Raw genomic sequence first — 21,210 nt, 5'->3', positions numbered from 1 at the left:
AGCGGGCCGGGGCACGACACGAAGGAGCTCTCACGTGCGCAGGACCACGACCAGGACGATCGCTCTCGTCACGTCGCTGGCCATCTCGGGGGCCACCGGGTCGGCGGTCGCCACGGCGGCTCCCGCTGCCCAGGCCCAGAGCCGGAGCGTCTCGGCGTCCGTCGCCGCCGACGGCCAGACCTACGACTACGTCTCGGGCACGACGACCGACCCGAGGGCGTCCGCGCTGCTCGCCGCGGCACGGGCGCACCTGCCCGCCGACTGGCGGGCCCGGGAGGCGAGCGCCCTCGAGAGGTTCGGTGTCGAGCCGTCTGCGGCCCAGGACGCCTTGGGGCGCGCCATCGACCCCACGCACTACCAGTGCGCGCCGACCCGGCTCGACGCGTACGTCGACGGGGTCGTGGCCCGCATCGACCCGTCGAGCCTGTTCGTGCTCTCACTGCTCGGCGGCTTCGACTTCCCGACCTACGACGCCCTGCTCTTCGGGTCGACGGGCGACCCGGCCTACGCCCTGACGAAGGACTCGCGCAACGAGCTGACGAGCTCGTTCCGGGCGGCCCAGAAGTTCTGGGACACCGACGGCACGGACATCCAGCTCATGGCGATGCACGGCGACGTCATGCGTGACCCCGCCCGGCTCGCCCGTCTGATCGGTGTGCTCTACAGCGTCTCCGACGCCGACGCGGCCAAGCTCGCGGCGATCGTCGTCGACGTCGTCACGTCCGACCCCGGCCTCGACGGCGGAGCCAGCCCGATCTTCACCCTCAACGCCTTCGCCTTCAGCGGGGTGGGCGACCCCGACCCGGTCATCTCCTCGCTGCCGGACAAGCTCGTCTTCGGTGACGGGATGCTCGATGCGCTCGGCGCCATCGGTGTCGGCGACGTCGGGCCGCGCGCCGTCCTCGGTCACGAGTACGGCCACCACGTGCAGTACGACAAGAACCTCTTCGCCTCGCCGCTGACCGGCCCGGAGGCGACCCGTCGCACCGAGCTGATGGCCGACGCCTTCGGGACGTACTTCGTCACCCACAAGCGGGGCCTCGCCCTCAACACCAGGCGCGTCCTGGAGGCCGAGCAGTCCTTCTACCAGGTGGGTGACTGCGCGTTCACCAGCGCAGGCCACCACGGCACGCCCGACCAGCGGCTGCGCGCCTCGTCATGGGGCGCGTCGGTCGCGGCCGACGCGCAGAAGCAGGGGCAGATCCTGCCCTCGCTCACCCTCGACTCCCGGTTCGAGGTGGCGCTGCCGCAGTTCGTCGCGCCCGACGCCTGAGCGGCGGCTTCGGGGTGGTCCGCGTCCGGGCGACGCGGGCCACCCCGAATCCCGGCCGGCCGGGTCGCCCCGGGCGCTAGGGTCGCGCCCATGGGTACCTGGTGGCTCGAGGCCGTCGGCTGGATCGGGTCGGCGATCCTCGTCTGGTCTTTGCTGCAGACGCAGCTGCGCCGGCTCAGGATCATCAACCTCGTCGGCTGCGTCGTCCTCATCGCCTACAACGCGGTCAACCACGTCTGGCCGATGGTCGGGCTCAACGTCGTGCTCGCCGGCATCAACGTCTACTACCTCGCGCGCATGTCGCGTGAGAAGCACGACTCCGGCGTCTACGAGGTGCTCGAGGTCGCCGGCGACGACACCTACCTGCGGCACGTGCTGCGGGTGCACGAGGGTGACATCCGGCGCTACAACCCGGCGTTCGTGCACGACCCGTTCGCGGGGGACCCGTCCTACCTCGTGCTCCGCGGCGACGAGACGGTCGGCGTCGTCCTGATGCGCGACGCCGGCCAGCACACGGCGCAGCTGCTGCTCGACTGGGTGACGCCGCGCCACCGCGACGTCACGCCGGGGGAGTTCGTCTTCGGTCCCGAGGGGCCGTTCCGACGGCGCGGGTTCCGGCGGGTGCTGACACCGCCGGACATGGTCGAGCCGTACTACGAGAGCCTGGGCTTCCACCGCGACGGCGACGCCTACGTGCTCTGACCGCTCGTGAGCCCCGTGGGGCGTGTGCGACGGTGACGTCCCGCACGCTCGCCGGCCGGCCGCACGGGTCCGGCCTACGCTGGAAGCAGGGAGCTGCGCAGAGTTCCTGCGCGGCGGCCCGCGAAGGAGCGGTGACGACCATGACCGCGAACCAGCTTCCGGTCGTACCCCACCACGACGCGCCCGACCCGACGATCGACCGCGCTGTCACGGAGGTCGATCTGCGCGGCAGAGCGCTCGGCAGGCTCAAGAAGAAGGCCGACTTCCGCGTCCATCTGCTCATCTACGTGCTCGTCAACGGGATGCTCGTCCTGATCTGGGCCATGACCGGGGCAGGCTTCTTCTGGCCGGTCTTCCCGATCGCCGGCTGGGGCATCGGCGTCGTGGCGAACGCCGTGGACGCCTACGTCGTCGATGCGCCGACCGAGGAACAGATCGAGACCGAGATGGAGCGCCTGCGGCGTCGGTGACCGCAGGTCAGCGCTGCCGGGACACGTCGGGCACGGCAGCCGGACCTCTCGCGTCGTCGCCCGGGTTCGGGTGGGCGGGGCCCGGGGGCTCGGCGCGACCGGCGAGGGCGATGCAGCCGCCGAGCGTGGCGACGAAGGCCAGCGCGGCGGCGGGACCCTGCCCGGGCGCGACGCGGTCACCGAGGAGGAGCACCCCGAGGAGGGCGGGGACGACCGTCTCGGTGGCGAACGTCAGGGCCGCGACGGTCGTGACCCGGCCGCGGGCCAGGGCCAGACCGTAGGCGACGGTCGCCAGCACGGCGTGGGCGACGAGGGCCCAGGCGCCTCCGTCCGTGGCGAGCTGCCAGGCCGACGGGGGGACCTCGAGCAGTCGGGCCGCCACGCCGACGCCTCCGAAGCCGAGGCCCGCGCCGACGCTGAGGACGACGGCCCCCCGTCGTCGGTCGTGGTCGACGGTCCCGACGACCAACAGCAGGGCGACGAGAGCGGCTGCCGCGAGGAGCCACCAGGTCGCGCCGGGCCCGGGGCGCACGGCCGGTCCGGCTTCCGCGGTCAGGGCGAGCCCGGTGAGCCCGGCGACGACGACGAGCAGCGCGACCACCTCGGCCCTCCCGAGACGCACGCCGAGCACGACGACCGAGAGCACCGCGGTGACGGCGACCGACGAGGCGACCGCGGACTCGACGAGGAAGAGCGGCAGCGTGCGCAAGGCGGCCAGCGACGCGAGGAAACCGACGCCGTCGAGGGCGAGGCCCACGGCATACGGCCAGCCGGTCCGCACCCGGTCGCGCAGGGTCGTGCCGGGAGGCAGCGCGGAGACGCGGCGTACGCCCACGGCCTGGAGCACGGTGGCCCCGCCGTAGGCGAGCGCTGCGAGGAGCGCACCGAGCAGTCCGAGCGTCACGCGGTCATCGTGGCAACCGCGGCTGGGAGGTGGCTGCGGGTCAGTGGACCCGCTGGCACTTGCTCATGAAGCGGTCCGGGTCGACGACGGCCCTGTGGAACTCGCCCTTGGCGATCTCCTCGCCGTCGGAGTCCTTGACGGTCACGTGGCAGACGAGGCGGCGTCCGTCGTTGATCGGCTCGGCGCACAGCACGGTGATCTCGGAGCCGACCGCGCTGCCCTTCACGTGCTCGAGCCTCACCATGGTGCCGACGGTCGTGTGGTCGGCGTCGATGTTCTGCTTGCAGACCTGGAACGCGGCGTTCTCGCACCACGTGATCAGACGCGGGGTCGCGAGGACGTCGAGGTCACCGCTGCCGACCTGGGCGGACGTGTCGTCGGCGGTCACCGTGTGCTGGAACTTGCGCATGGGCATTGGACGAGTCTGGCAGAGAACTGGACGTACGCCGATTCGTCTCGACAGGTGGTGGACGTCCGCAGCGTGTCTGCGCGGCGAACCTGAGCCGCGGCTGGGAATGTGGGTCCGTGACCACCCATCTGTGGGTTACCAGCGTGGCGCTCGGGGTGACGGCGCTCATCAACTGGGGCTCCGTCCTGCGCGGCGACCACCTCGTCGAGCGCATCACCAAGCCGCTCGTCGTGCTGCTCCTCATGGGGCTGGCATGGTCGCTCTACTGGGAAGGACGGGTGCCGGGCTCACCGCCGCTGCTGACCGTCATCGTGGCGCTCACGTTCTGCCTCATCGGCGACGTCGCGCTGCTGCACGCGACGGAGACCCGCTTCCTCGTCGGCCTGGGGGCCTTCCTCGTGGCCCACCTCGCCTACGTCTGGGCCATCCTCGAGACGGTGCGGGCGGAGGGATTCCCGTGGCCGGTCCTCGTGGCCGTGCCCTTCCTGGCGGTGCTCCACGCGAAGGCCGGGCGGGACATCGTGCGCCACTCCGGGCCGCAGAGGGGGCCGGTGTTCGTCTACCAGCTCGTCCTCTTCGTGCTCGTGCTCGTGGCGGCAGGCACGGGTGACTGGCTGCTGCTCCTGGGGTGTCTCGTCTTCGTCGTCTCGGACACCGTGCTCGGGCACGACCGCTTCGTCCACGAGCGCCGCTGGGCGCCGCTCACGGTCATCGTGACCTACCACGTCGCCCAGACCCTCATCGTCGTAGCCCTCTACCGCTGACCCCGGCCCCCACCACACTCGAGTGAGCGCGCATTCCCAGTCGAGTGAGCGCTCGTCCACACCTCTTTGCCTTCAGAGCTCGGCTTCCACAGACGTGTCCTCGCACTTCCGCTGTCGGTGCTCGGTGCCGACAGTGAACGGGTGCGCAGACTTCAGGTGCCAGAGCCCGTCATCGACGAGGCGCTCCTCGCTCAGTGCAGGGCGGCCTTTCCCGTGCTGCCAGCTTCCAGCGCGTTCTCACACGTGACTGCGGCGCGGCTGCTCGGTCTTCCCTTGTCGTATGCCATAGCGGAAGACGTGCGCTTGCACGCCATCAGGCCGATCGCTCACGCGCAGACGCGAATCGACGGGATCGTCGGACATCGCTTCCATCACCCCCGCGAGATGGTGACGGTCGACGGCATGCAGGTCGTCTGTCCTGCGGACACCTGGGTCGACATGGGTGAGCTGGTCGGGCGGGGGAGACCTGTCGGACTCGATGACCTCATCGTCCTCGGGGATGCCTGCGCGACGAGACTCGGCGCTGTCGAACCCCTACGCGTTGCACTCGGGCGGAGAACACGTCCGCGTGGCAAGCGCACGCTCCAAGAGGCTCTGGGACTCATCCGGTTCGGTTCGGCATCACCGATGGAGTCGGTTGTCCGGGTCATGTTTGTGCGCGCCGGCCTGCCGGAGCCGCTGTTGAACGAGCCGGTCCACGCGTCCGACGGCTCCGGTCGTCTGCTGGGGTTCGGTGACCTTGTCTGGAAGATCCATCGACCCGGCAAGAAGCCCGTCAAGGTCATCGGTGAGTACCAAGGAGAGGAGTTCCACGCATCCGACGAACAACGTGAGCACGACAAGCATCGCCGCCGCGGGTTCGAACGGGATGGCTGGACCGTGCAGGAGATCTGGAAGTCCGACGTCAGTGATGATCAAGCATGGCGATCCCTCGTGGAGAGGATGGCCTGGAGTTTGAGGGTTCCTGCCGACGAGCTCCGGCTCAGCGAGGTCAGCCCGCGCTTCTTCTCACAGCACGCGATCGACGTGGCGATCCAGCGAGGGATGCGGAACGGCGTGAGCCCGCGATGGTGACGGGGCGCTCACTCGATTGTGGCTGGGCGCTCACTCGAGTTGTCGGGGGACGACCCATGGTGTGGCGGGTGGGTGCGGGGCCGCTCGGCGTGGTGGGGGCGCACTCGGGTGAGCGCCCGCGGGATGGGGGAGTGGGGCTGCGCTAACCTTGGGCGCATGGCTGGCCTGCTGCTCCTTCCGCAGCCGCGTTGACGAAGGTCGGGACTCCCGACATCAACGCGGCTTCCCCTCCTGTGCGAGGGGTTTTCTTTTGCCCAGGCCGAGCAGCGACGAAAGAGAAGACATGAGCGAGCAGACATCCGAGAACCCGTTCCGGTACACCGCGGCGATGGCGCAGCAGATCGAGACCTCGTGGCAGGACCGCTGGGAGGAGGAGGGCACCTTCAACGCCCCCAACCCCGCCGGTCCCTGGGCCGAGCCCGAGAAGGTCGCGGCGCGCGGCGAGAAGCTCGTCGTCCTCGACATGTTCCCCTACCCCTCGGGCGTCGGCCTGCACGTCGGCCACCCGCTCGGCTACATCGCGACCGACGTCTACAGCCGCTTCCACCGGATGCTCGGCAAGAACGTCCTGCACGCCCTCGGCTACGACGCGTTCGGCCTGCCCGCTGAGCAGTACGCCGTCCAGACCGGGCAGCACCCTCGGAAGACCACCGAGGAGAACATGACGAACATGAAGCGCCAGCTGCGCCGCCTCGGGCTGGGCTTCGACAATCGCCGCACCTTCGCGACGATCGACGACGACTACTACCGCTGGACGCAGTGGATCTTCCTGCAGATCTGGGACGCGTGGTACGACGCCGACGCCGTGCGCGAGGACGGCGGCCGCGGCAAGGCGCGCCCCATCAGCGAGCTCGTCGAGGAGTTCGAGTCCGGCCGTCGCACCGTCGTCGACGCCGGCGGTCGCGGCTGGGCCGACCTGTCCGCGACCGAGCGCGCCAAGATCCTCGAGGGCCACCGGTTGGCCTACACCGACGACGCCCCGGTCAACTGGTGCCCCGGCCTCGGCACCGTGCTCTCCAACGAGGAGGTCACGAACGAGGGGCGCTCCGAGCGCGGCAACTACCCCGTCTTCCGTCGCAACCTCAGCCAGTGGAAGATGCGCATCACCGCGTACGCCGACCGCCTCGCCGACGACCTCGATGGTGTCGACTGGCCCGAGAAGGTCAAGCTCATGCAGCGCAACTGGATCGGTCGGTCCAAGGGCGCCCGCGTCACCTTCCCCGTCGTCACCGGCACGGGCGAGACGGACGGCATCGACGTCTTCACGACGCGCCCCGACACGATCTTCGGAGCGACCTTCATGGTCATCGCGCCGGAGCACCCACTCGTCGACGCGCTCCTGCCGGCCGGCGGCTGGCCCGAGGGCACCGAGGACGCCTGGACGGGTGCGGACGCCGACGCGCGGGCGACCCCGAAGGAGGCCGTGACGGCATACCAGCTCGCGGCGTCTCGCAAGGGTGACGTCGAGCGTCAGACCGAGGGCAAGGACAAGACCGGTGTCTTCACCGGGTCGTGGGCCACGAATCCCCTGACGGGAGAGCGCATCCCGGTCTTCGTCGCCGACTACGTGCTGATGGGCTACGGCACCGGCGCCATCATGGCTGTGCCGGGGCAGGACACCCGCGACTGGGAGTTCGCCGAGAAGTTCGACATCCCGGTCATCCGCACCGTCCAGCCCACCGAGGGCCACCCCGCCGACGAGCCGTTCCTCGGCGACGGCATCGCGATCAACTCCGCCAACGACCGCGTCTCGCTCGACGGCCTGCACGTCGCCGAGGCCAAGGCGCGCATCATCGCGTTCCTCGAGGACGAAGGCATCGGCGAGGGCACGATCAGCTACCGCATCCGCGACTGGCTCTTCAGCCGCCAGCGCTACTGGGGCGAGCCGTTCCCCATCATGTTCGACGAGGACGGGGTGGCGTATGCCGTCCCCGACGACGAACTGCCGCTGACCCTCCCGGACGTGCCGGACTACAGCCCCAAGACGTTCGACCCCGACGACTCGCAGAGCAGCCCCGAGCCGCCGCTGTCGCGCGTGCCCGAGTGGGTCGAGGTCGAGCAGGACCTCGGCGACGGCCGTGGCCCGCGCACGTTCCGCCGTGAGACGAACACCATGCCCAACTGGGCCGGCTCGTGCTGGTACTACCTGCGCTACCTCGACCCGGCCAACCACGAGGCGTTCGTCGACCCGGCCAACGAGGCGTACTGGATGGGCCGCCACGCCACTCCGGTGGAGGGCGCCCCGGCCGGCACCCGCGACCCCGGCGGCGTCGACCTCTACGTCGGCGGCGTCGAGCACGCCGTGCTGCACCTGCTCTACGCCCGCTTCTGGCACAAGGTCCTCTTCGACCTCGGCCACGTGCACAGCGAGGAGCCCTTCCGGAAGTACTTCTCACAGGGCTACATCCAGGCGTACGCCTACACCGACAGCCGCGGCCAGTACGTCACCGCGTCCGAGGTCGAGGAGCACCCGGGCAGCCACGGCGCCGAGCCGACGTTCACGTGGCAGGGGCAGCAGGTCTTCCGCGAGTACGGCAAGATCGGCAAGTCGCTGAAGAACTCCGTCAGCCCCGACGAGATGTACGACGCGTACGGCGCCGACACCTTCCGCGTCTACGAGATGTCGATGGGCCCGCTCGAGCTGAGCAAGCCGTGGGAGATCCGCGCCGTCGTCGGCAGCCAGCGGTTCCTGCAGCGCCTGTGGCGCAACGTCGTCGACGAGTCGACGGGCGAGGTCCGGGTCGTCGAAGCGCCGCTCGACCAGGCCCTGACGACTCAGCTGCACCAGACGATCGCCGGGGTCCGCGAGGACTTCGAGGGGCTGCGCTTCAACACGGCCATCGCCAAGCTCATCGAGCTGAACAACGCCGTGACGAAGCTCGACGCCCCGCCGCGCGAGGTGGTCGAGACGATGGTGCTCATGCTCGCTCCCGTGGCCCCGCACATCGCGGAGGAGATGTGGCAGCGCCTCGGTCACGACGGTGGGGTGGCGTATGCCGCGTTCCCCGTCAGCGACCCCGCGAAGATCGTCGAGGAGCAGGTCACCTGCGTCATCCAGATCAAGGGCAAGGTGCGCGACCGTGTCGAGGTGAGCCCCGACATCTCCGAGGACGACCTGCGCGAGCTGGCGCTCGGTCGTGACAAGGTGAGGGCGGCGACGGAGGGCGGCATCCGTACCGTCATCGTGCGGGCACCCAAGCTCGTCAACGTCGTCCCGATGTGACGAGCTGCTGACCGACGACGGAGGGAGCGGGACGTGACCACGAGGATCGTCACCGACTCGACGGCCTACCTGCCCGGTGGGGTCCTCGAGGAGCACGGCATCGAGGTCGTCCCGCTCCACGTCGTCGTCGGGGGCCGCGACCACGTCGAGGGCCGGGACATCTCGGCCGAGCGGGTCGCGGCGGCCCTGCGCGAGTACACCATCGTCACCACGTCGCGCCCGACGCCGCAGGCGTTCGCCGAGACGTACCAACGGCTCGCCGACGAGGGGGCGACCGCGATCGTGTCGATCCACCTGTCGTCGCAGATGTCGGGCACGGTCGAGGCAGCCCGGCTCGCGGCGGCCGAGGCCCCGGTCGCGGTCGAGGTCGTCGACAGCGAGACCATCGGCATGGCCATGGGGTTCGCCGTCGTGGCAGCGGCCGAGGCGGCCGCCGGCGGCGCCCACGTGACGGCCGTCCTCGACGTCGTGCGCTCGCGGCTCCAGCCCTCGGGCGTCCTCTTCTACGTCGACACGCTCGAGCACCTACGGCGTGGCGGTCGCATCGGTGCCGCGTCGGCCCTCCTCGGCTCGGCCCTCGCCATCAAGCCGATCCTCGCCGTCCGTGGCGGTCGCATCGTGCCGGTCGAGAAGGTCCGCACGTCCGCGCGTGCGGTGGCCCGCATCGAGGCGATGGTCGTCGAGCAGGTCGCGAAGGGAGGCCTCGCGGTCGACATCGCCGTGCACCACCTCGACGCACGCGCCCGCGCCGAGCAGATCGCGTCGGAGCTGCGCACCATGGTCCCGGGCTCTCCGGACGTGCTCGTCGTCGAGCTCGGCGCCGTCGTCGGCGCGCACGTGGGGCCCGGCACCGTCGCGATCGCCGTCAGCCCACGTCCCGGCGACCCGCTGCCGGACCGTCCGTCACCCAGCGAGGTCTCCGGGTCGTGAACGTCGGCACGGTGCTCGCCTGGGCGGGAGGAGTGGTCGCCGCCTTCCTCGTCGGCTCGCTCAACCCGGCGACGATGATCGCCCGCCTCCTCGGCCACGACCTCGCCTCGTCCGGGTCGGGCAACCCGGGCGCGACGAACGCCGGCCGGGTTCTCGGGCGCAAGTGGGGTGTCGTCGTCGGCGTGCTCGACGTCCTCAAGGGTCTCGTCCCGACGTTCGTCGCCGGCCACCTCTTCGGCGCCCACGCGGCATACGCCGTCGGCATCGCCGCGGTGCTCGGACACATCTGGTCACCCTTCCTCAAGGGACGCGGTGGCAAGGGTGTCGCGACGACGCTCGGGGCGATCCTCGGGGTGCACCCGTGGGTGGCACTCATCGTCGTCGTGGTCTTCGCCGTCGCCGTCGCGCTGACCCGCTGGGTCGCGGCCGGATCGATCTTCGGCGCCCTCGCGATGCTCGCGGTCGCCGTCCTCATCTGGACGGGTCACGCGCCTGGCGATGTGTGGACCGGCTTGTGGCTCATGGCGATCGGGCTGCTCGTCCTGGCCCGTCACAAGAACAACGTCGTCGGCTGGTGGCGTCAGCGGCACCTGCCCTGAGCGGCTTCGTCCCACTTCGACCGCTGCTTCTCACGAGTCTGCGAGTCGACGTTCCGTGGCGACGGTCGGGGACTGACGAAGAAGTGGGAGCTGACGACCGGCCGCGACGTCTCGGGCACTCCCGACGTCGACGGGAACCGGGTCCACGTCCCCCGACTGGGCGGGCAACCTGTGCCGGGGGCCTGCTCGGCGCTCACGCCGCGCTAGGTCTGCTGCCGCGCCTGCCGGCGAACGACTACTTCGACTCGATCCTCTCGCTCGACATGAGGTCAGGGCCCGTCAGGGCGGCGAGGGCGGCGCGGGTCGTCTCGGCCCGGAGCTCGCCCTGCTCCTCGCGGATCACGAGGCACGCCTCGAAGCACGTGAGGGCCTCGTCGGTGCGCCCCGTGTCGACGAGGAACCGACCCAGGTGGTGCAGCGTGTAGTGCTCGAGGACCCGGTCGCCTGACGTGCGAGCGAGCTCGAGCGCCTCACGGAAGTGCGCCTCGGCAGCGGAGACCTCGTCGGCGTAGTGCTCGGCCGTCGCGAGCACGAGGAGCGCCCAGCGCAGCGTCTCGCCGCGGCCGGTGTCCCGGGCGACGTGGACCGCCGGGCGAGCCAGCGCGACGGCCTCCTGCTCCAGCCCGGCGATGGTGAGCGCCTCGGCGAGGTCGACGGCGGCGTCGAGCACCGCGCTGCCCGCGCCGTCGCCGGGCGCTGCCTCGACGGCGGACGTGAGGTCGGTGCGGGCCGCCTCGAGGGCGTCCTCGTTCTCCTCCGGCGTTCGGGTGAACCGACCGAAGTGCGGCTGACCGACGACGAACGCGGACCCACTCATGAGAGCACGCTACCGACCGGACGGCGCCCGCTCGGCGTCGAGCGCCGAGCGCGACAGAGCGCGGTCAGCCTGTGAGGGCACACGGCATACGCACGCTGTGGTGGCGGCTCAGAAGACGATGGTGCGGCGGCCCGAGAGGAAGACGCGGGACTCGGCGTGGTCGCGGACCGCGCGCGAGAGCACCCGACGCTCGACGTCGCGGCCGATGGCGACGAGCCTCTCGGGGGACTCGGCATGCGTGACGCGGACGACGTCCTGCTCGATGATCGGGCCCTCGTCGAGGTCGGCCGTCACGTAGTGGGCCGAGGCACCGATGAGCTTGACGCCCCGGTCGTGCGCCTGGTGGTAGGGCTTGGCGCCCTTGAAGCCCGGCAGGAACGAGTGGTGGATGTTGATGGCCCGGCCCTCGAGCGCGCGGCACAGGCCGTCGCTGAGGATCTGCATGTAGCGCGCGAGCACGACGAGCCCGACGTCCTCGGTCTCGACGAGACGGAGCAGCTCGGCCTCGGCGTCGGCCTTGGTGTCCTTCGTGACGGGGATGACGGTGAACGGCAGGCCGTAGTACTCGACGAGCCCGCGGCAGTCCTCGTGGTTGCTGACGACCCCGACGATGTCGATGGGCAGGTCGCCGGACTTCCAGCGGTAGAGCAGGTCGAGCAGGCAGTGGTCGAACTTGCTGACGAGGATGACGGTGCGGCAGTGCTCGTCCTCGGGCCGGGCCGCGAGGTGTTGGTGCGCGATGGCCGGGCTCTCACGGATCGCGGCCAGGACCTGCTCGACCTCGTGCGCCTCGGCGTCGAAGACGGTGCGCATGAAGAAGAGGTCGGTGTCCTCGTCGGAGTACTGCTGGTTCTCGACGATGTTGGCCGAGACGGCGAGCAGCGCCGCGGAGACGGCCGCCACGATGCCGGGTCGGTCGTCGCAGGTGAGGGTCATGATGTGCCGAGCCATTGGAGCAGTCTGGACCAGCCGGACACGAGGGCGTGAATCGACGCGCGGGCCGTCTCGGGCCGTGGCCGTCCACACCCCCTCCAGTGCGGGTCGGGTTGTCCCCAGCGGGTGCCCGAGGGCGGGCGGGTGGGCGGCGGGCTTCCTAGCGTCGGGGTATGCCGTTCCGACCCGCCCAGAGACCGCCGGACCTCGAGCGGGTGGCCCGGATCCTCGGCGCGGACACCGGTCGTGTCGGGCCGGGGGATGACGGTGCCCGCGCTGCTCCGGCGGAGGGCGAGGAGGTCGGCGGCTGGGTGCCTCGCGCTCCGGGCGCGGCCGTCGGCGAGAACCCGGTGGCGTCGGCAGTGCGGAGGCTGACCCAGAGGGCCACGGACGACGACGAGGTGGAGCGGCTCGACGCCGACCTTCGTCGGGCGCGGCGGCCGGGCGTCCTCACGGTCCCGGACGAGCTGCGCACGGGGCGGCGCGGGGTGAGCAGCGCGGCCGTCGTCTCGATGCTCGCCCTCGTCGTGGCCGTCGGTTGCGTCTTCGTGTTGCGCGTCCTGTGGGCCGAACGCTCGGCCTCCGCTCCGGACGTCGCGCCCGGACCGTCGAGATCGGTCCAGGTCGTGGGTGGGACGGCGACGGCAGCGGCCCGGGCGACGACGGACCCGTCGACTGGCGCTGTGTCGGGCGCAGTGTCGGGCGCGGTGTCAGGCGCTGCGTCGGGTGCGCCGTCGGGTGGCCCGACGTCCGGCGCGGAGCTCGTCGTGCACGTCGTCGGGCAGGTCGTGCGTCCGGGCCTCGTGCGGCTCCGTCCCGGAGCCCGCGTGGCCGATGCCCTCACGGCAGCCGGGGGCACCCGGACGGGCGCGGACGTCGCGGCCCTCAACCTCGCGCGGCTCGTCGTCGACGGCGAGCAGATCCGGGTGCCGAGGCCGGGGGAGTCGCCGGCCGTAGGTCCGGGAGCCGGAGGGGCTGGGGGCGCGGGAAGCAGCGGCGCCGGTGGCGCCGGTGGCGCAGGCACGTCGGGCTCGTCCGGTGGCTCGAACGGCCCGGTGAGCCTCAACGCGGCCGACGCGGCAGCACTCGACACGCTGCCCGGCGTCGGGCCGGTGCTCGCCCAGCGGATCATCGACTGGCGCACCGAGCACGGTCGCTTCACCTCGGTCGACGAGCTCGGCGAGGTGAGCGGCATCGGCGACAAGCTCATGGCCCAGCTGCGCCCCAAAGTGACGCTGTGACGCCGCGGGCGTCGGACCCCCCGAGGGAGCGCGAGCAGGCGCCGCGGGGCCCATCGCTCGTCGTGCTGACCGGGCGCGAGACGGTGCGGCGAGTCCGGCCCCGCACGTCGCGGCGCCTCGACCTGCGGCTCCTGGTGCCCGTGGTGGTGGTGTGGCCTGCCCTGGCTTTCTGGGGACTCCTCGCCCCGATCTGGCTCGTCGCCGCGGTGGCCCTGGCCGCCATCGCGGGAGGTGTCCTTGCTGCCACCGCGGCTGGGCGCGGGGTCACCGCGTGCCTACCGCGGCTCGTGCGGCTGCCGCGTCGCGGTGGGGGCGTGCGCGCGAGTGCCATGGAGTTCGGGCCGCCTGCTCTGCGCGGCGTGGCAGCCGTCTGCGCCGTCCTCTCCCTCCTGCTCGGCGCCGGCGTCGGCCACCGGGCCGTGCGGACCGCAGGTCCGGTCGAGGGACTGGCCGCCGAGCGAGCCGTGGTCACGGTGAGGGCCACGGTGGCCGCCGAGCCACGAGCGGTCGGTGGCGGGACCGGCGCCGGGGCGGCGGACCGTCCCGATGCCGCCGTCGTCAGCGTCGTGCGCCTCGACGTGACCCAGGTCGCGGGGCGAGGTCGCACCACGACGGTGACCGCTCCCGTGCTCGTCATCGGACGAGGCACGCAGTGGTCGACACTGCGGTGGCACGACGAGGTCGAGGCCGTCCTGCGGCTCGGACCGGCCGAGCCCGGCGACGACGTCGTCGCGGTGGCGACCCCCAAGGGCGCCGTCGAGGTCGTCGGGTCCGCCGGTGGGGTCTTCGCGGCGGCCGATGCGGTGCGTGGGCGTTTCCGAGCCGCCACCGCCGACCTCTGGCCCGACGCGCGCGGGCTCGTCCCGGCGCTCGTCGTCGGCGACACCTCACAGACGCCCCCCGACCTCACCGCGGCGATGCTCGAGACGGGTCTCAGCCACCTCAGCGCGGTGTCCGGCAGCAACGTCACGTTCGTGCTCGCCGCGGTGGTGTGGCTCTGCGGGCTGGTCGGAGTCCGGCGACGTTGGCGCCCGGCGGCGGCTGCGCTGGGCCTGCTCGGCTTCGTCGTCCTCGCCCGCCCCGAGCCCAGCGTCGTGCGCGCCGCCGTCATGGGGCTCGTCGGGCTGCTCGCACTCTCGACGTCGCGGCGCCGGGCGGGCATCCCGGCGCTCGCCGGTGCGATCGTCGTGCTGCTCGTGTGGGACCCGTGGCTGTCCCGCTCCTACGGTTTCGCCCTGTCGAGCATCGCCACCCTCGGGCTGCTGGTCCTCGCCCGGCCGTGGGGGCGCGTCATCTCCCGGGGGCTCCCGAGACTCCTCAAGCCCTTGGGTCCCGTCCTCGCGATCCCGGTCGCGGCGCAAGCCGTCTGTGCGCCGGTCGTCGTGCCTCTGCAGGGGAGTGTCTCGGTCGTCGCCGTGCTCGCCAACCTCCTCGCTGCGCCCTTCGTCGCGCCGACGACCGTCGTCGGCGTCGTCGTCGCGCTCGTCTCGGTCGTCTGGGTCGCGGGTGCGGCGGGGCTCGCGTGGGTCGCGGCGCTACCGGCCCAGGCCATCGCTGCCGTGGCGCGGTGGTGCGCCGACCTGCCCTTCGGCAGCATCGCCTGGGGCGACTCGGCCGGCGCGGCGATCCTGCTCGCCGTCCTCACCGTCGGCGTCGTCGCCGGGGCGCCGTGGGCGTGGTTCCGCACGAGACACCGCCCCACGGTGGCCGTCGCCGTCGTCGTGCTCGCGACGGGCTTCGCGGCGCCGACCGCGCCGATCGCCTGGCCCCCACCCGGATGGGCCCTCATCGCCTGCGACGTCGGTCAGGGCGACGGGCTCGTCGTCGACAACGGCGGCGGACACGTCGTCGTCGTGGACACCGGTCCCGGCCCGGAGCCGATGCGGGCCTGCCTCGAGCGCATCGGCGCGACGGCCGTCGACCTCGTCGTGCTGACCCACTACCACGCCGACCACGTCGGCGGACTGGCCGCGGTGCTCGAGAGGCCGGTCGCCGAGATCCGGGCCTCGCCCGTGCTCGACCCGCCCGCCGAGGCAGCCCGCGTCGCCCGGCTCGCCGCCGCCCGACGCATACCTCTGGGCGAGCTGCGGGCCGGAGAGCGCCTTGCCGTCGGGGCGGTGACTGCCGACGTCTGGTGGCCCGCGCGCCGCATCGACGCGGGCTCCGTGCCCAACAACGGCTCGGTCGTGATGACGATGCACGTCCACGGCGTCACCGTGCTGCTGGCAGGTGACATCGAGCGCGAGGCCGCCGGGCAGGTGCTCCACGAGTCACAGCTCGACCCGCAGCGCTGGGGCCGCGTCGACGTGCTCAAGGTGGCCCACCACGGGTCGAGCAACCGCGACGACCGCATCCTCGACCACGTCGACGGACGGCTCGCGCTCATCAGCGTCGGCGCCGGCAACGACTACGGCCACCCTGCGCCCGCCACGATGGAAGCCTTGCAGGACAGGGGTTTCCACGTGCATCGCACCGACCTCGAGGGTGACGTCGCAGTCGTCACAGACGGGGACGAGGTCCGCGCGGTTTCCGGGTGAGGGCCCGTCAGTCGTGCGCGGCCCCCGGCGCGAGCTCGAAGTCGGCGAAGTCGAAGCCGGGCGACACGAGGCAGCTGACGAGCGCGTCGTCATCACCCGGCACGGTGCGCTGCCAGACGTTCGCGGGGACGACCACCTGAGCCACCTGACCCGCCATGAGGTCGAGACCGAGCACGACCGGGTCGGCGCCACCCTCGGAGGGCGGCTGTGCTCCGGTGCCGCCCAGCTCGAGCACGACCGAGCCGGTGTGGGCGAGCCACACCTCGTCGGAGGCGACCCGGTGCCAGGCCGAGGACTCGCCGGCGGGCAGGAGGAAGTGGATGAGGGTGGCGGTCGCTCGCACGCGACCGTCCGGAAGCGTCACGGTGTCGGGGGAGAACCACGTCTGCCGGAACCACCCGCCCTCCGGGTGCGGCTCGAGGTCGAGGACGTCGGCGAGGGGCGGGCGCATGCCGTCCATCATCCCGCCCCTAGCACCGATGGTCATGGTGCCTGCTCAGCCGTGCTTCACCGACGGGTCTGCGGGCTTCGGCGGCCACGGGAAGAAGCCGCTCGTCCGGCGCACGTAGTCGGCGTAGTCGGGGCGGCGGTCGCCGATGTCCTTCTCGAGCAGCTTCTTGCCTGTGCCGCCGTAGAGGTTCCACACCATGACGGCCGGCGACAGGATCGTCAGCACGCCGGGCCAGGCGCTTGCCGCGACGAGGAACAGCCCGGTCCAGACGCTCGCGTCGCCGAAGTAGTTCGGGTGCCGCGTGTAGCGCCAGAGGCCGGTGTCGAGCACCGTGCCCTTGTTGGCGGGGTCGTTGCGGAAGCGTGTCAGCTGCAGGTCGCCGACCGACTCGAAGAAGAAGCCGATGGCCCAGACGACGACGCCCAGCCACAGCACCCAGCCGATGCCACCCTCGACGAACATCGCGATCTGGACCGGCAGCGAGACGAACCACATGATGACGCCCTGCGGGAGGTAGATGTGCAGCAGCGCGTAGGCGTTCGGGTTGCCGTCGGCACGCTTGAGCATCGCCTCGTAGCGCGGGTCCTCACCCTTGCCCCGTGACCGGCTGAAGATGTGCGCGGCCAGGCGAAGCCCCCACACGACCGTGAGCACCAGCGCCAGCCAGCGCCGCAGCGCGTCACCGTGGCCGCCGCTCGTCACGAACGCCGTGAGGGCGATGGCCGCGAACCCGAGCCCCCAGGTCACGTCGATGACGGCCTGCTTGCCGACGCGCAGCGCCACGGCGAACGTGATGCCGAGAACGACCACGACGGCGAGCGCCGTGAACAGCAGCGTGCGCCCGAAGGCGCCGCCGTCGAAGCCGGCGGCGTCGGCCGCCGGAGCCACGACGGGAGCGACGGACGTCCAGACTGACGTCACGGTGGTCACCAGGCCCGGACGGGCGGCATACCGCTGCGGCCGTCGGCCGTCGGCTTCACGGCGAGGATCTGGTCGACGCCCATGCGGCCCTCCTCGAAGGCGAGCGCGCCGCCGACGAGGTAGAGACGCCAGACACGGCCGACCTCCTCGCCGACCATGGCCACGACCTGGTCCCAGTTGGCCTCGAACGTGTCGTACCAGGCCTTGACGGTCCACACGTAGTGCTCGCGCAAGGCGTGCACGTCGCGGACCTCGAGACCGGCCTGCTCGATGAGGTCGACCGTCTCGCCGACCGGACGCATGTGCATGTCGGGCGCGATGAAGGCCTCGATGAAGGGACCGCCGCCGGGGCGCGTCGTGCGCGACATCTGCTGGATCAGCGCGCGACCGCCCGGCCGCAGCAGGCGGTGGATCTGCCCCGTGAACGCCGGGTAGTTCTTCTGCCCGACGTGCTCGCCCATCTCGATCGAGGAGACGGTGTCGAAGGGGCCGTCCGGCACCTCGCGGTAGTCCTGGAGCCGGATCTCGACGCGATCCTGCAGGCCGCGCTCGCGGATCCGCTCGTCGATGAAGGCCTTCTGCTCGCTCGAGATCGTCACGCCGACGACGTGGGCGCCGAACGTCTCGGCGGCGTGCAGCGAGAGGGAGCCCCAGCCGCAGCCGATGTCGAGGTGCCGGCTGCCGGGCTCGATGCCGAGCTTGCGGCACACGAGGTCGAGCTTGTCGCGCTGCGAGTCCTCGACGGTGTAGCCGGGCTCGGTGCTCGTCCAGTAGCCGCACGAGTAGGCCATGTGCGGGTCGAGGATGAGCGAGTAGAACTCGTTGGAGAGGTTGTAGTGGTGCTCGATGGCGCTGCGGTCGCGGGTCTGGGTGTGCAGGCGCCCGCGGAGCCGGGCCTGCGAGGCGGGCGGCTCGGGCGGCAGCCCCACGACGCCGAGGTCGAACGCCGTCCTGATGCCGTTCGTGGCGACGGAAGCCACGGTGCCGGCCGAGGGACGGCCGCCCGCGAGCGTACGGGCCGTCGACCACACGCGACGGAAGCCGTCGAGCAGGTCACCCTCGACGTCGAGCTCGCCCGTGACGTACGCCTGGGCGAGACCGAGCTCGCCGGGGTGGCGCACGAGGCGGCGCAGCGCCGCGGGATCGCGCAGGACGACGGTCGGGGCGTCGGCGGGTCCGGCGACAGTGCCGTCCCACGCCTTGAGGCGCACGGGCAGCTGGCCGCCGAAGAGGGGCTCGACGACGGCCGCCAGCCGGGCGGCGATGCCGTTCGGTCGGGAGGACGCCGCGGAGGGGGCGGGAGCGTCGGGGCGGTCGTCGGTCATGGTCATCGGGGTGGCCTCTCGTTGGGGGTCGACTCAAGATGATTCGGTGCCGGCCGCGCGACGGATGGGGCGGCACGGCGCACCGTCATGGAGATACCCGGATCCCGTCCTCGCGTCCCGCGCCTGCCCCCAGGAGCCGTCGGGGGACGCGCACGGACCATGCGCCCGTGGTGTCGACGGCGGCCGACCCGATGAGGGTGTCGGCAGCTCCGAGGCGCACGGTCACGAGATCCGGCGGCAGGCCCGTCGCTTCCCGACGACGCCCCACTCGCGGGCCGAGGTGCGATAGGTCGCCTGCATGACGACGACACCCAGCGAGGCAGCCTGCGGAGCCAGCTGGTTCGTCGGCGTCGCTGCATGGCCGTGCCCCCCGAGTCTCCGTCGGCCYTCCGACCGTCCGGGTGCGACGAGGATCGCACGGCACGCCCACGTCCGCACCGAGTTTGGTGGCGATGGCGACCGCACCCGGTCAGGAGGAGACCCCCACCGACCCGTCCCGTCTCGCGTCCCCGGCGGCTACCAGCCCGTCCGGACCCAGCACCGCTGCGCCCACCCCACCGAAGTACATGTGCGGCCCTGGGAAGCGGTGCGACGGGAATCCGCTCGCCTCGATCGCGGCCGCGATGTCGTCCGACGGCTCGTGCTCGACGCGTGGGGACCCATCGTCCATGAACCGCACGTGCAAGCGCGGGGCGTCGATCGAGTGCTGGAGGTCGTCGCCGCGAAGGAGTCCGCGTCCGAGCACCTGCATGAGCGCCGTCGTGATCCGGTCCGCCCCGGGTGAGCCGACGGCGAGCGCGGTGCCCGAGGAGCTGCGGCCGGTGGTCGGGGCCATGTTCGAGGCGAGCCGCGTGCCGGGGGACACGGCGTGGATGCCGAGCCGGTTGAGCTCCGGCTCGCCCAGGGCGTTGTTGAGCAGGATGCCGGTGCCGGGGATCACCATGCCGGCGCCGTATCCGCACGACATCGTGATGGCACACGCGTTCCCGTCCTCGTCCACGGCGGAGACGTGAGCAGTGGAGGCCGAGGTGGGAAGCCCCGCCAGCCCGTGTCGCTCCACCGCCTCGAGGAGGGCATGGCCGTCGGCGTCGAGGTCGAGGGACCTGTCGTGGACGGAGAGGCGGTAGGCGAGGACCCGGCGCTGGATCTCGATGACCTCGGCCCACGTCCAGTCCTCGTGCCGCGCCAGCTGGCCGAGCATGGCCGCGAGCATCGGGCCGCCCACGGAGGGCGGCGGGTTGAGGGCGATGTGCCAGGAGCCGACGGTCCGCATCGTGGGTGCACGCTCCACGGCCTCGTATGCCGTGAGGTCGGCCATCGTGATCAACCCACCGTTCGCGGCCATGTCCTCGACGAGAACGCGTCCGACGGCGCCGGTCGTGAAGAGCGAGGCCCCTTGTGCCGCAAGGAGGTCCAAGATATCGGCGAGGTCGACGTTGAGGGAGGTCTCGCCCGGCTCGAGCGGTCCGCCGTCGGCTCCTGTCACGAGGGCGTGGGCCTCGGGGTCGTGGCCGAAGAGCGTGTCGCGGACGATGCCGAGGTAGAGGGCGGCGGCCGCGCCGACCCGGTACCCGTCGCGACAGGTCCGGGCCGACGGCTCCACGAGCCGCCGCCACGGCACCTTCCCGAAGCGGTCCCTGGCGGCTGAGAGTGCCTGCACGGCACCGGAGTTCGCGACCGCAGCGTGTCCCGCACCGATCGTCACCCCGCCGCCGTAGTCGGTGGGGACCTGCCGGACGCCGTGGCCGAAGGCCGACCGGTCCAGTCCCCGGCCGGGCATCTCGACGTTGCCGTCGATGACGACAGGGTCGTCGCCGGCGAGCCACACGTTGACGAAGGCGCCACCCATCAGACTGACGACCCCGGGCTCGGTGCTCATGGCCGCCAGGGACGCGGCGATGGCCGCATCGACGGCGTTACCGCCCTCGGCTGCCACCTCGAGCCCGGCCTGCAGGGCCGCCGGACCCGGAGCGGCGAGCGCCACCCGGCTCATGAGGTCGCTCTGCCGCTCGAGTGGTACTCCGAGTTCGGCACGAGCCCCAGCGCCGTCGACACCCGGTTGGTGAGGTTGAACATCCCGACGACCTGGACGAGCTCGACCACCTGGTGGTCGTCGAGTCCCACGGCTCGCAGCGGGGCGAGGTCGGCCTCGGTGACCTCGGCGGGATGGAGAGTCAGCTTCTCGGCGTAGGAGGCCATCGCATACTCACGGCGGGCAAGCCCTGCCTGCCGCCAGTTCGAGGCGACGAGGTCGGCGGTCACGGGGTCTCCGGTGTGCTCCCGGAGGGCTGCGCCGTGGCTCACCTCGCAGTACGTGCACCGGTTGACGCTGCTGACGACGACGGCCAGCAGCTCGCGGTCGGCGTTGCTCAGGTGCCCCTCCTTGTTGACGAGGAGGTTGAAGTAGCCCCACCACGCGAGGAACTGTTCGCCGTTGACCGCCTGGGCGCGGAAGACGTTGGGCACGAAGCCGACGGTCTCCTGTGCCTTGTCCCAGAGGCGGCTCACGCCCTCCGGGACGTCGTCGCGCTCGGGCACGGCCAGGTACGAGATGCGCTCGCGGTCACCCATGAGGCCCACCGTATGCCGCGTGGGGGCCGAGCGCCCGTGGCGCGCCCTCGCGCGGCGAGCCACCCG

General features: G+C 71.9%; 19 protein-coding genes. 10 read left to right on the top strand and 9 right to left on the bottom strand.

The features are described from left to right. Positions 1-34: 34 nt before the first annotated feature. The 3 genes from AB4Y83_RS07725 to AB4Y83_RS07715 all read left to right on the top strand — a co-directional run bounded on the left by AB4Y83_RS07725 (position 35) and on the right by AB4Y83_RS07715 (position 2,445). Positions 35-1,273: a hypothetical protein gene (locus AB4Y83_RS07725; RefSeq protein WP_442275531.1), complete on the top strand. Its 1,239-nt coding sequence runs from the start codon at positions 35-37 to the stop codon at positions 1,271-1,273. A 90-nt stretch (positions 1,274-1,363) separates the two neighbouring features. After that, positions 1,364-1,975 (top strand): YgjV family protein, encoded by a 612-nt coding sequence (locus AB4Y83_RS07720; protein WP_056776015.1) that lies wholly within the window; start codon positions 1,364-1,366, stop codon positions 1,973-1,975. A 140-nt stretch (positions 1,976-2,115) separates the two neighbouring features. Next, positions 2,116-2,445, top strand: a complete 330-nt coding sequence (locus AB4Y83_RS07715) for a 2TM domain-containing protein (RefSeq protein ID WP_442275530.1) — start codon at positions 2,116-2,118, stop codon at positions 2,443-2,445. 7 nt (positions 2,446-2,452) lie between these two features. Here the strand turns inward: AB4Y83_RS07715 and AB4Y83_RS07710 are convergent, their stop codons facing one another. Together AB4Y83_RS07710 and AB4Y83_RS07705 are read right to left on the bottom strand one after the other, a co-directional pair. After that, positions 2,453-3,349, bottom strand: coding sequence for a hypothetical protein (locus tag AB4Y83_RS07710; protein WP_442275529.1), 897 nt, complete (start codon positions 3,347-3,349; stop codon positions 2,453-2,455). Between the two features lie 40 nt (positions 3,350-3,389). Further along, positions 3,390-3,764, bottom strand: coding sequence for a thioesterase family protein (locus tag AB4Y83_RS07705; RefSeq protein WP_056827198.1), 375 nt, complete (start codon positions 3,762-3,764; stop codon positions 3,390-3,392). Between the two features lie 110 nt (positions 3,765-3,874). Between AB4Y83_RS07705 and AB4Y83_RS07700 the strand changes: the two genes are divergently transcribed. The 5 genes from AB4Y83_RS07700 (at position 3,875) to plsY (ending at position 10,348) form a co-directional block, all read left to right on the top strand. Continuing rightward, positions 3,875-4,522 (top strand): lysoplasmalogenase, encoded by a 648-nt coding sequence (locus AB4Y83_RS07700; protein ID WP_442275528.1) that lies wholly within the window; start codon positions 3,875-3,877, stop codon positions 4,520-4,522. Positions 4,523-4,663: 141 nt separating this feature from the next. Continuing rightward, positions 4,664-5,596, top strand: a complete 933-nt coding sequence (locus AB4Y83_RS07695) for a hypothetical protein (RefSeq protein ID WP_442296484.1) — start codon at positions 4,664-4,666, stop codon at positions 5,594-5,596. Between the two features lie 283 nt (positions 5,597-5,879). Further along, positions 5,880-8,819, top strand: a complete 2,940-nt coding sequence (gene leuS / locus AB4Y83_RS07690) for a leucine--tRNA ligase (RefSeq protein ID WP_442296483.1) — start codon at positions 5,880-5,882, stop codon at positions 8,817-8,819. A gap of 33 nt (positions 8,820-8,852) precedes the next feature. After that, positions 8,853-9,749, top strand: coding sequence for a DegV family protein (locus AB4Y83_RS07685; RefSeq protein WP_442275525.1), 897 nt, complete (start codon positions 8,853-8,855; stop codon positions 9,747-9,749). After that, a complete protein-coding gene (gene plsY / locus AB4Y83_RS07680) occupies positions 9,746-10,348 on the top strand; it encodes a glycerol-3-phosphate 1-O-acyltransferase PlsY (RefSeq protein WP_442275524.1) in 603 nt (200 codons plus the stop codon). Before AB4Y83_RS07685 ends, plsY begins: the two co-directional genes overlap by 4 nt. A gap of 235 nt (positions 10,349-10,583) precedes the next feature. Here plsY and AB4Y83_RS07675 read toward each other — a convergent pair whose 3' ends face one another. Beyond that, the gene (locus AB4Y83_RS07675) at positions 10,584-11,165 is read right to left on the bottom strand and encodes a tetratricopeptide repeat protein (protein ID WP_442296482.1); all 582 of its coding nucleotides are present in this window, start codon (positions 11,163-11,165) and stop codon (positions 10,584-10,586) included. Positions 11,166-11,273: 108 nt separating this feature from the next. Beyond that, on the bottom strand, positions 11,274-12,116 hold the full coding sequence (gene purU, locus AB4Y83_RS07670; protein WP_442296481.1) for a formyltetrahydrofolate deformylase: 843 nt from the start codon (positions 12,114-12,116) through the stop codon (positions 11,274-11,276). A 155-nt stretch (positions 12,117-12,271) separates the two neighbouring features. On the opposite strand from purU, the gene AB4Y83_RS07665 reads away from it, so the two are divergent. Together AB4Y83_RS07665 and AB4Y83_RS07660 are read left to right on the top strand one after the other, a co-directional pair. Continuing rightward, the gene (locus AB4Y83_RS07665; protein ID WP_442275522.1) at positions 12,272-13,339 is read left to right on the top strand and encodes a helix-hairpin-helix domain-containing protein; all 1,068 of its coding nucleotides are present in this window, start codon (positions 12,272-12,274) and stop codon (positions 13,337-13,339) included. After that, positions 13,336-15,876 carry a ComEC/Rec2 family competence protein gene (locus AB4Y83_RS07660; protein WP_442275521.1) on the top strand — a complete coding sequence of 847 codons (2,541 nt, stop codon included), beginning with the start codon at positions 13,336-13,338 and terminating at the stop codon, positions 15,874-15,876. The genes AB4Y83_RS07665 and AB4Y83_RS07660 overlap by 4 nt, the downstream gene beginning before the upstream one ends. 7 nt (positions 15,877-15,883) lie before the next feature. On the opposite strand, the gene AB4Y83_RS07655 is transcribed toward AB4Y83_RS07660, so the two are convergent. The 5 genes from AB4Y83_RS07655 to AB4Y83_RS07635 form a co-directional block, all read right to left on the bottom strand. Then, positions 15,884-16,363, bottom strand: coding sequence for a cupin domain-containing protein (locus tag AB4Y83_RS07655; RefSeq protein ID WP_442296480.1), 480 nt, complete (start codon positions 16,361-16,363; stop codon positions 15,884-15,886). A gap of 9 nt (positions 16,364-16,372) precedes the next feature. Further along, on the bottom strand, positions 16,373-17,248 hold the full coding sequence (locus AB4Y83_RS07650; RefSeq protein WP_442296479.1) for a DUF1295 domain-containing protein: 876 nt from the start codon (positions 17,246-17,248) through the stop codon (positions 16,373-16,375). 5 nt (positions 17,249-17,253) lie between these two features. Next, positions 17,254-18,579, bottom strand: a complete 1,326-nt coding sequence (locus tag AB4Y83_RS07645) for a class I SAM-dependent methyltransferase (RefSeq protein ID WP_442296478.1) — start codon at positions 18,577-18,579, stop codon at positions 17,254-17,256. Positions 18,580-19,042: 463 nt separating this feature from the next. Beyond that, positions 19,043-20,566, bottom strand: coding sequence for a gamma-glutamyltransferase (locus AB4Y83_RS07640; protein WP_442275517.1), 1,524 nt, complete (start codon positions 20,564-20,566; stop codon positions 19,043-19,045). Then, a complete protein-coding gene (locus AB4Y83_RS07635; RefSeq protein WP_442296477.1) occupies positions 20,563-21,144 on the bottom strand; it encodes a peroxidase-related enzyme in 582 nt (193 codons plus the stop codon). Before AB4Y83_RS07635 ends, AB4Y83_RS07640 begins: the two co-directional genes overlap by 4 nt. Positions 21,145-21,210 lie beyond the last annotated feature (66 nt).

Source organism: Terrabacter sp. RAF57, assembly GCF_052113925.1.
Taxonomy (GTDB): domain Bacteria; phylum Actinomycetota; class Actinomycetes; order Actinomycetales; family Dermatophilaceae; genus Terrabacter.
Note: the sequence above shows the minus strand (reverse complement) of the source record. Positions and strands in the feature narration are given on the sequence as shown.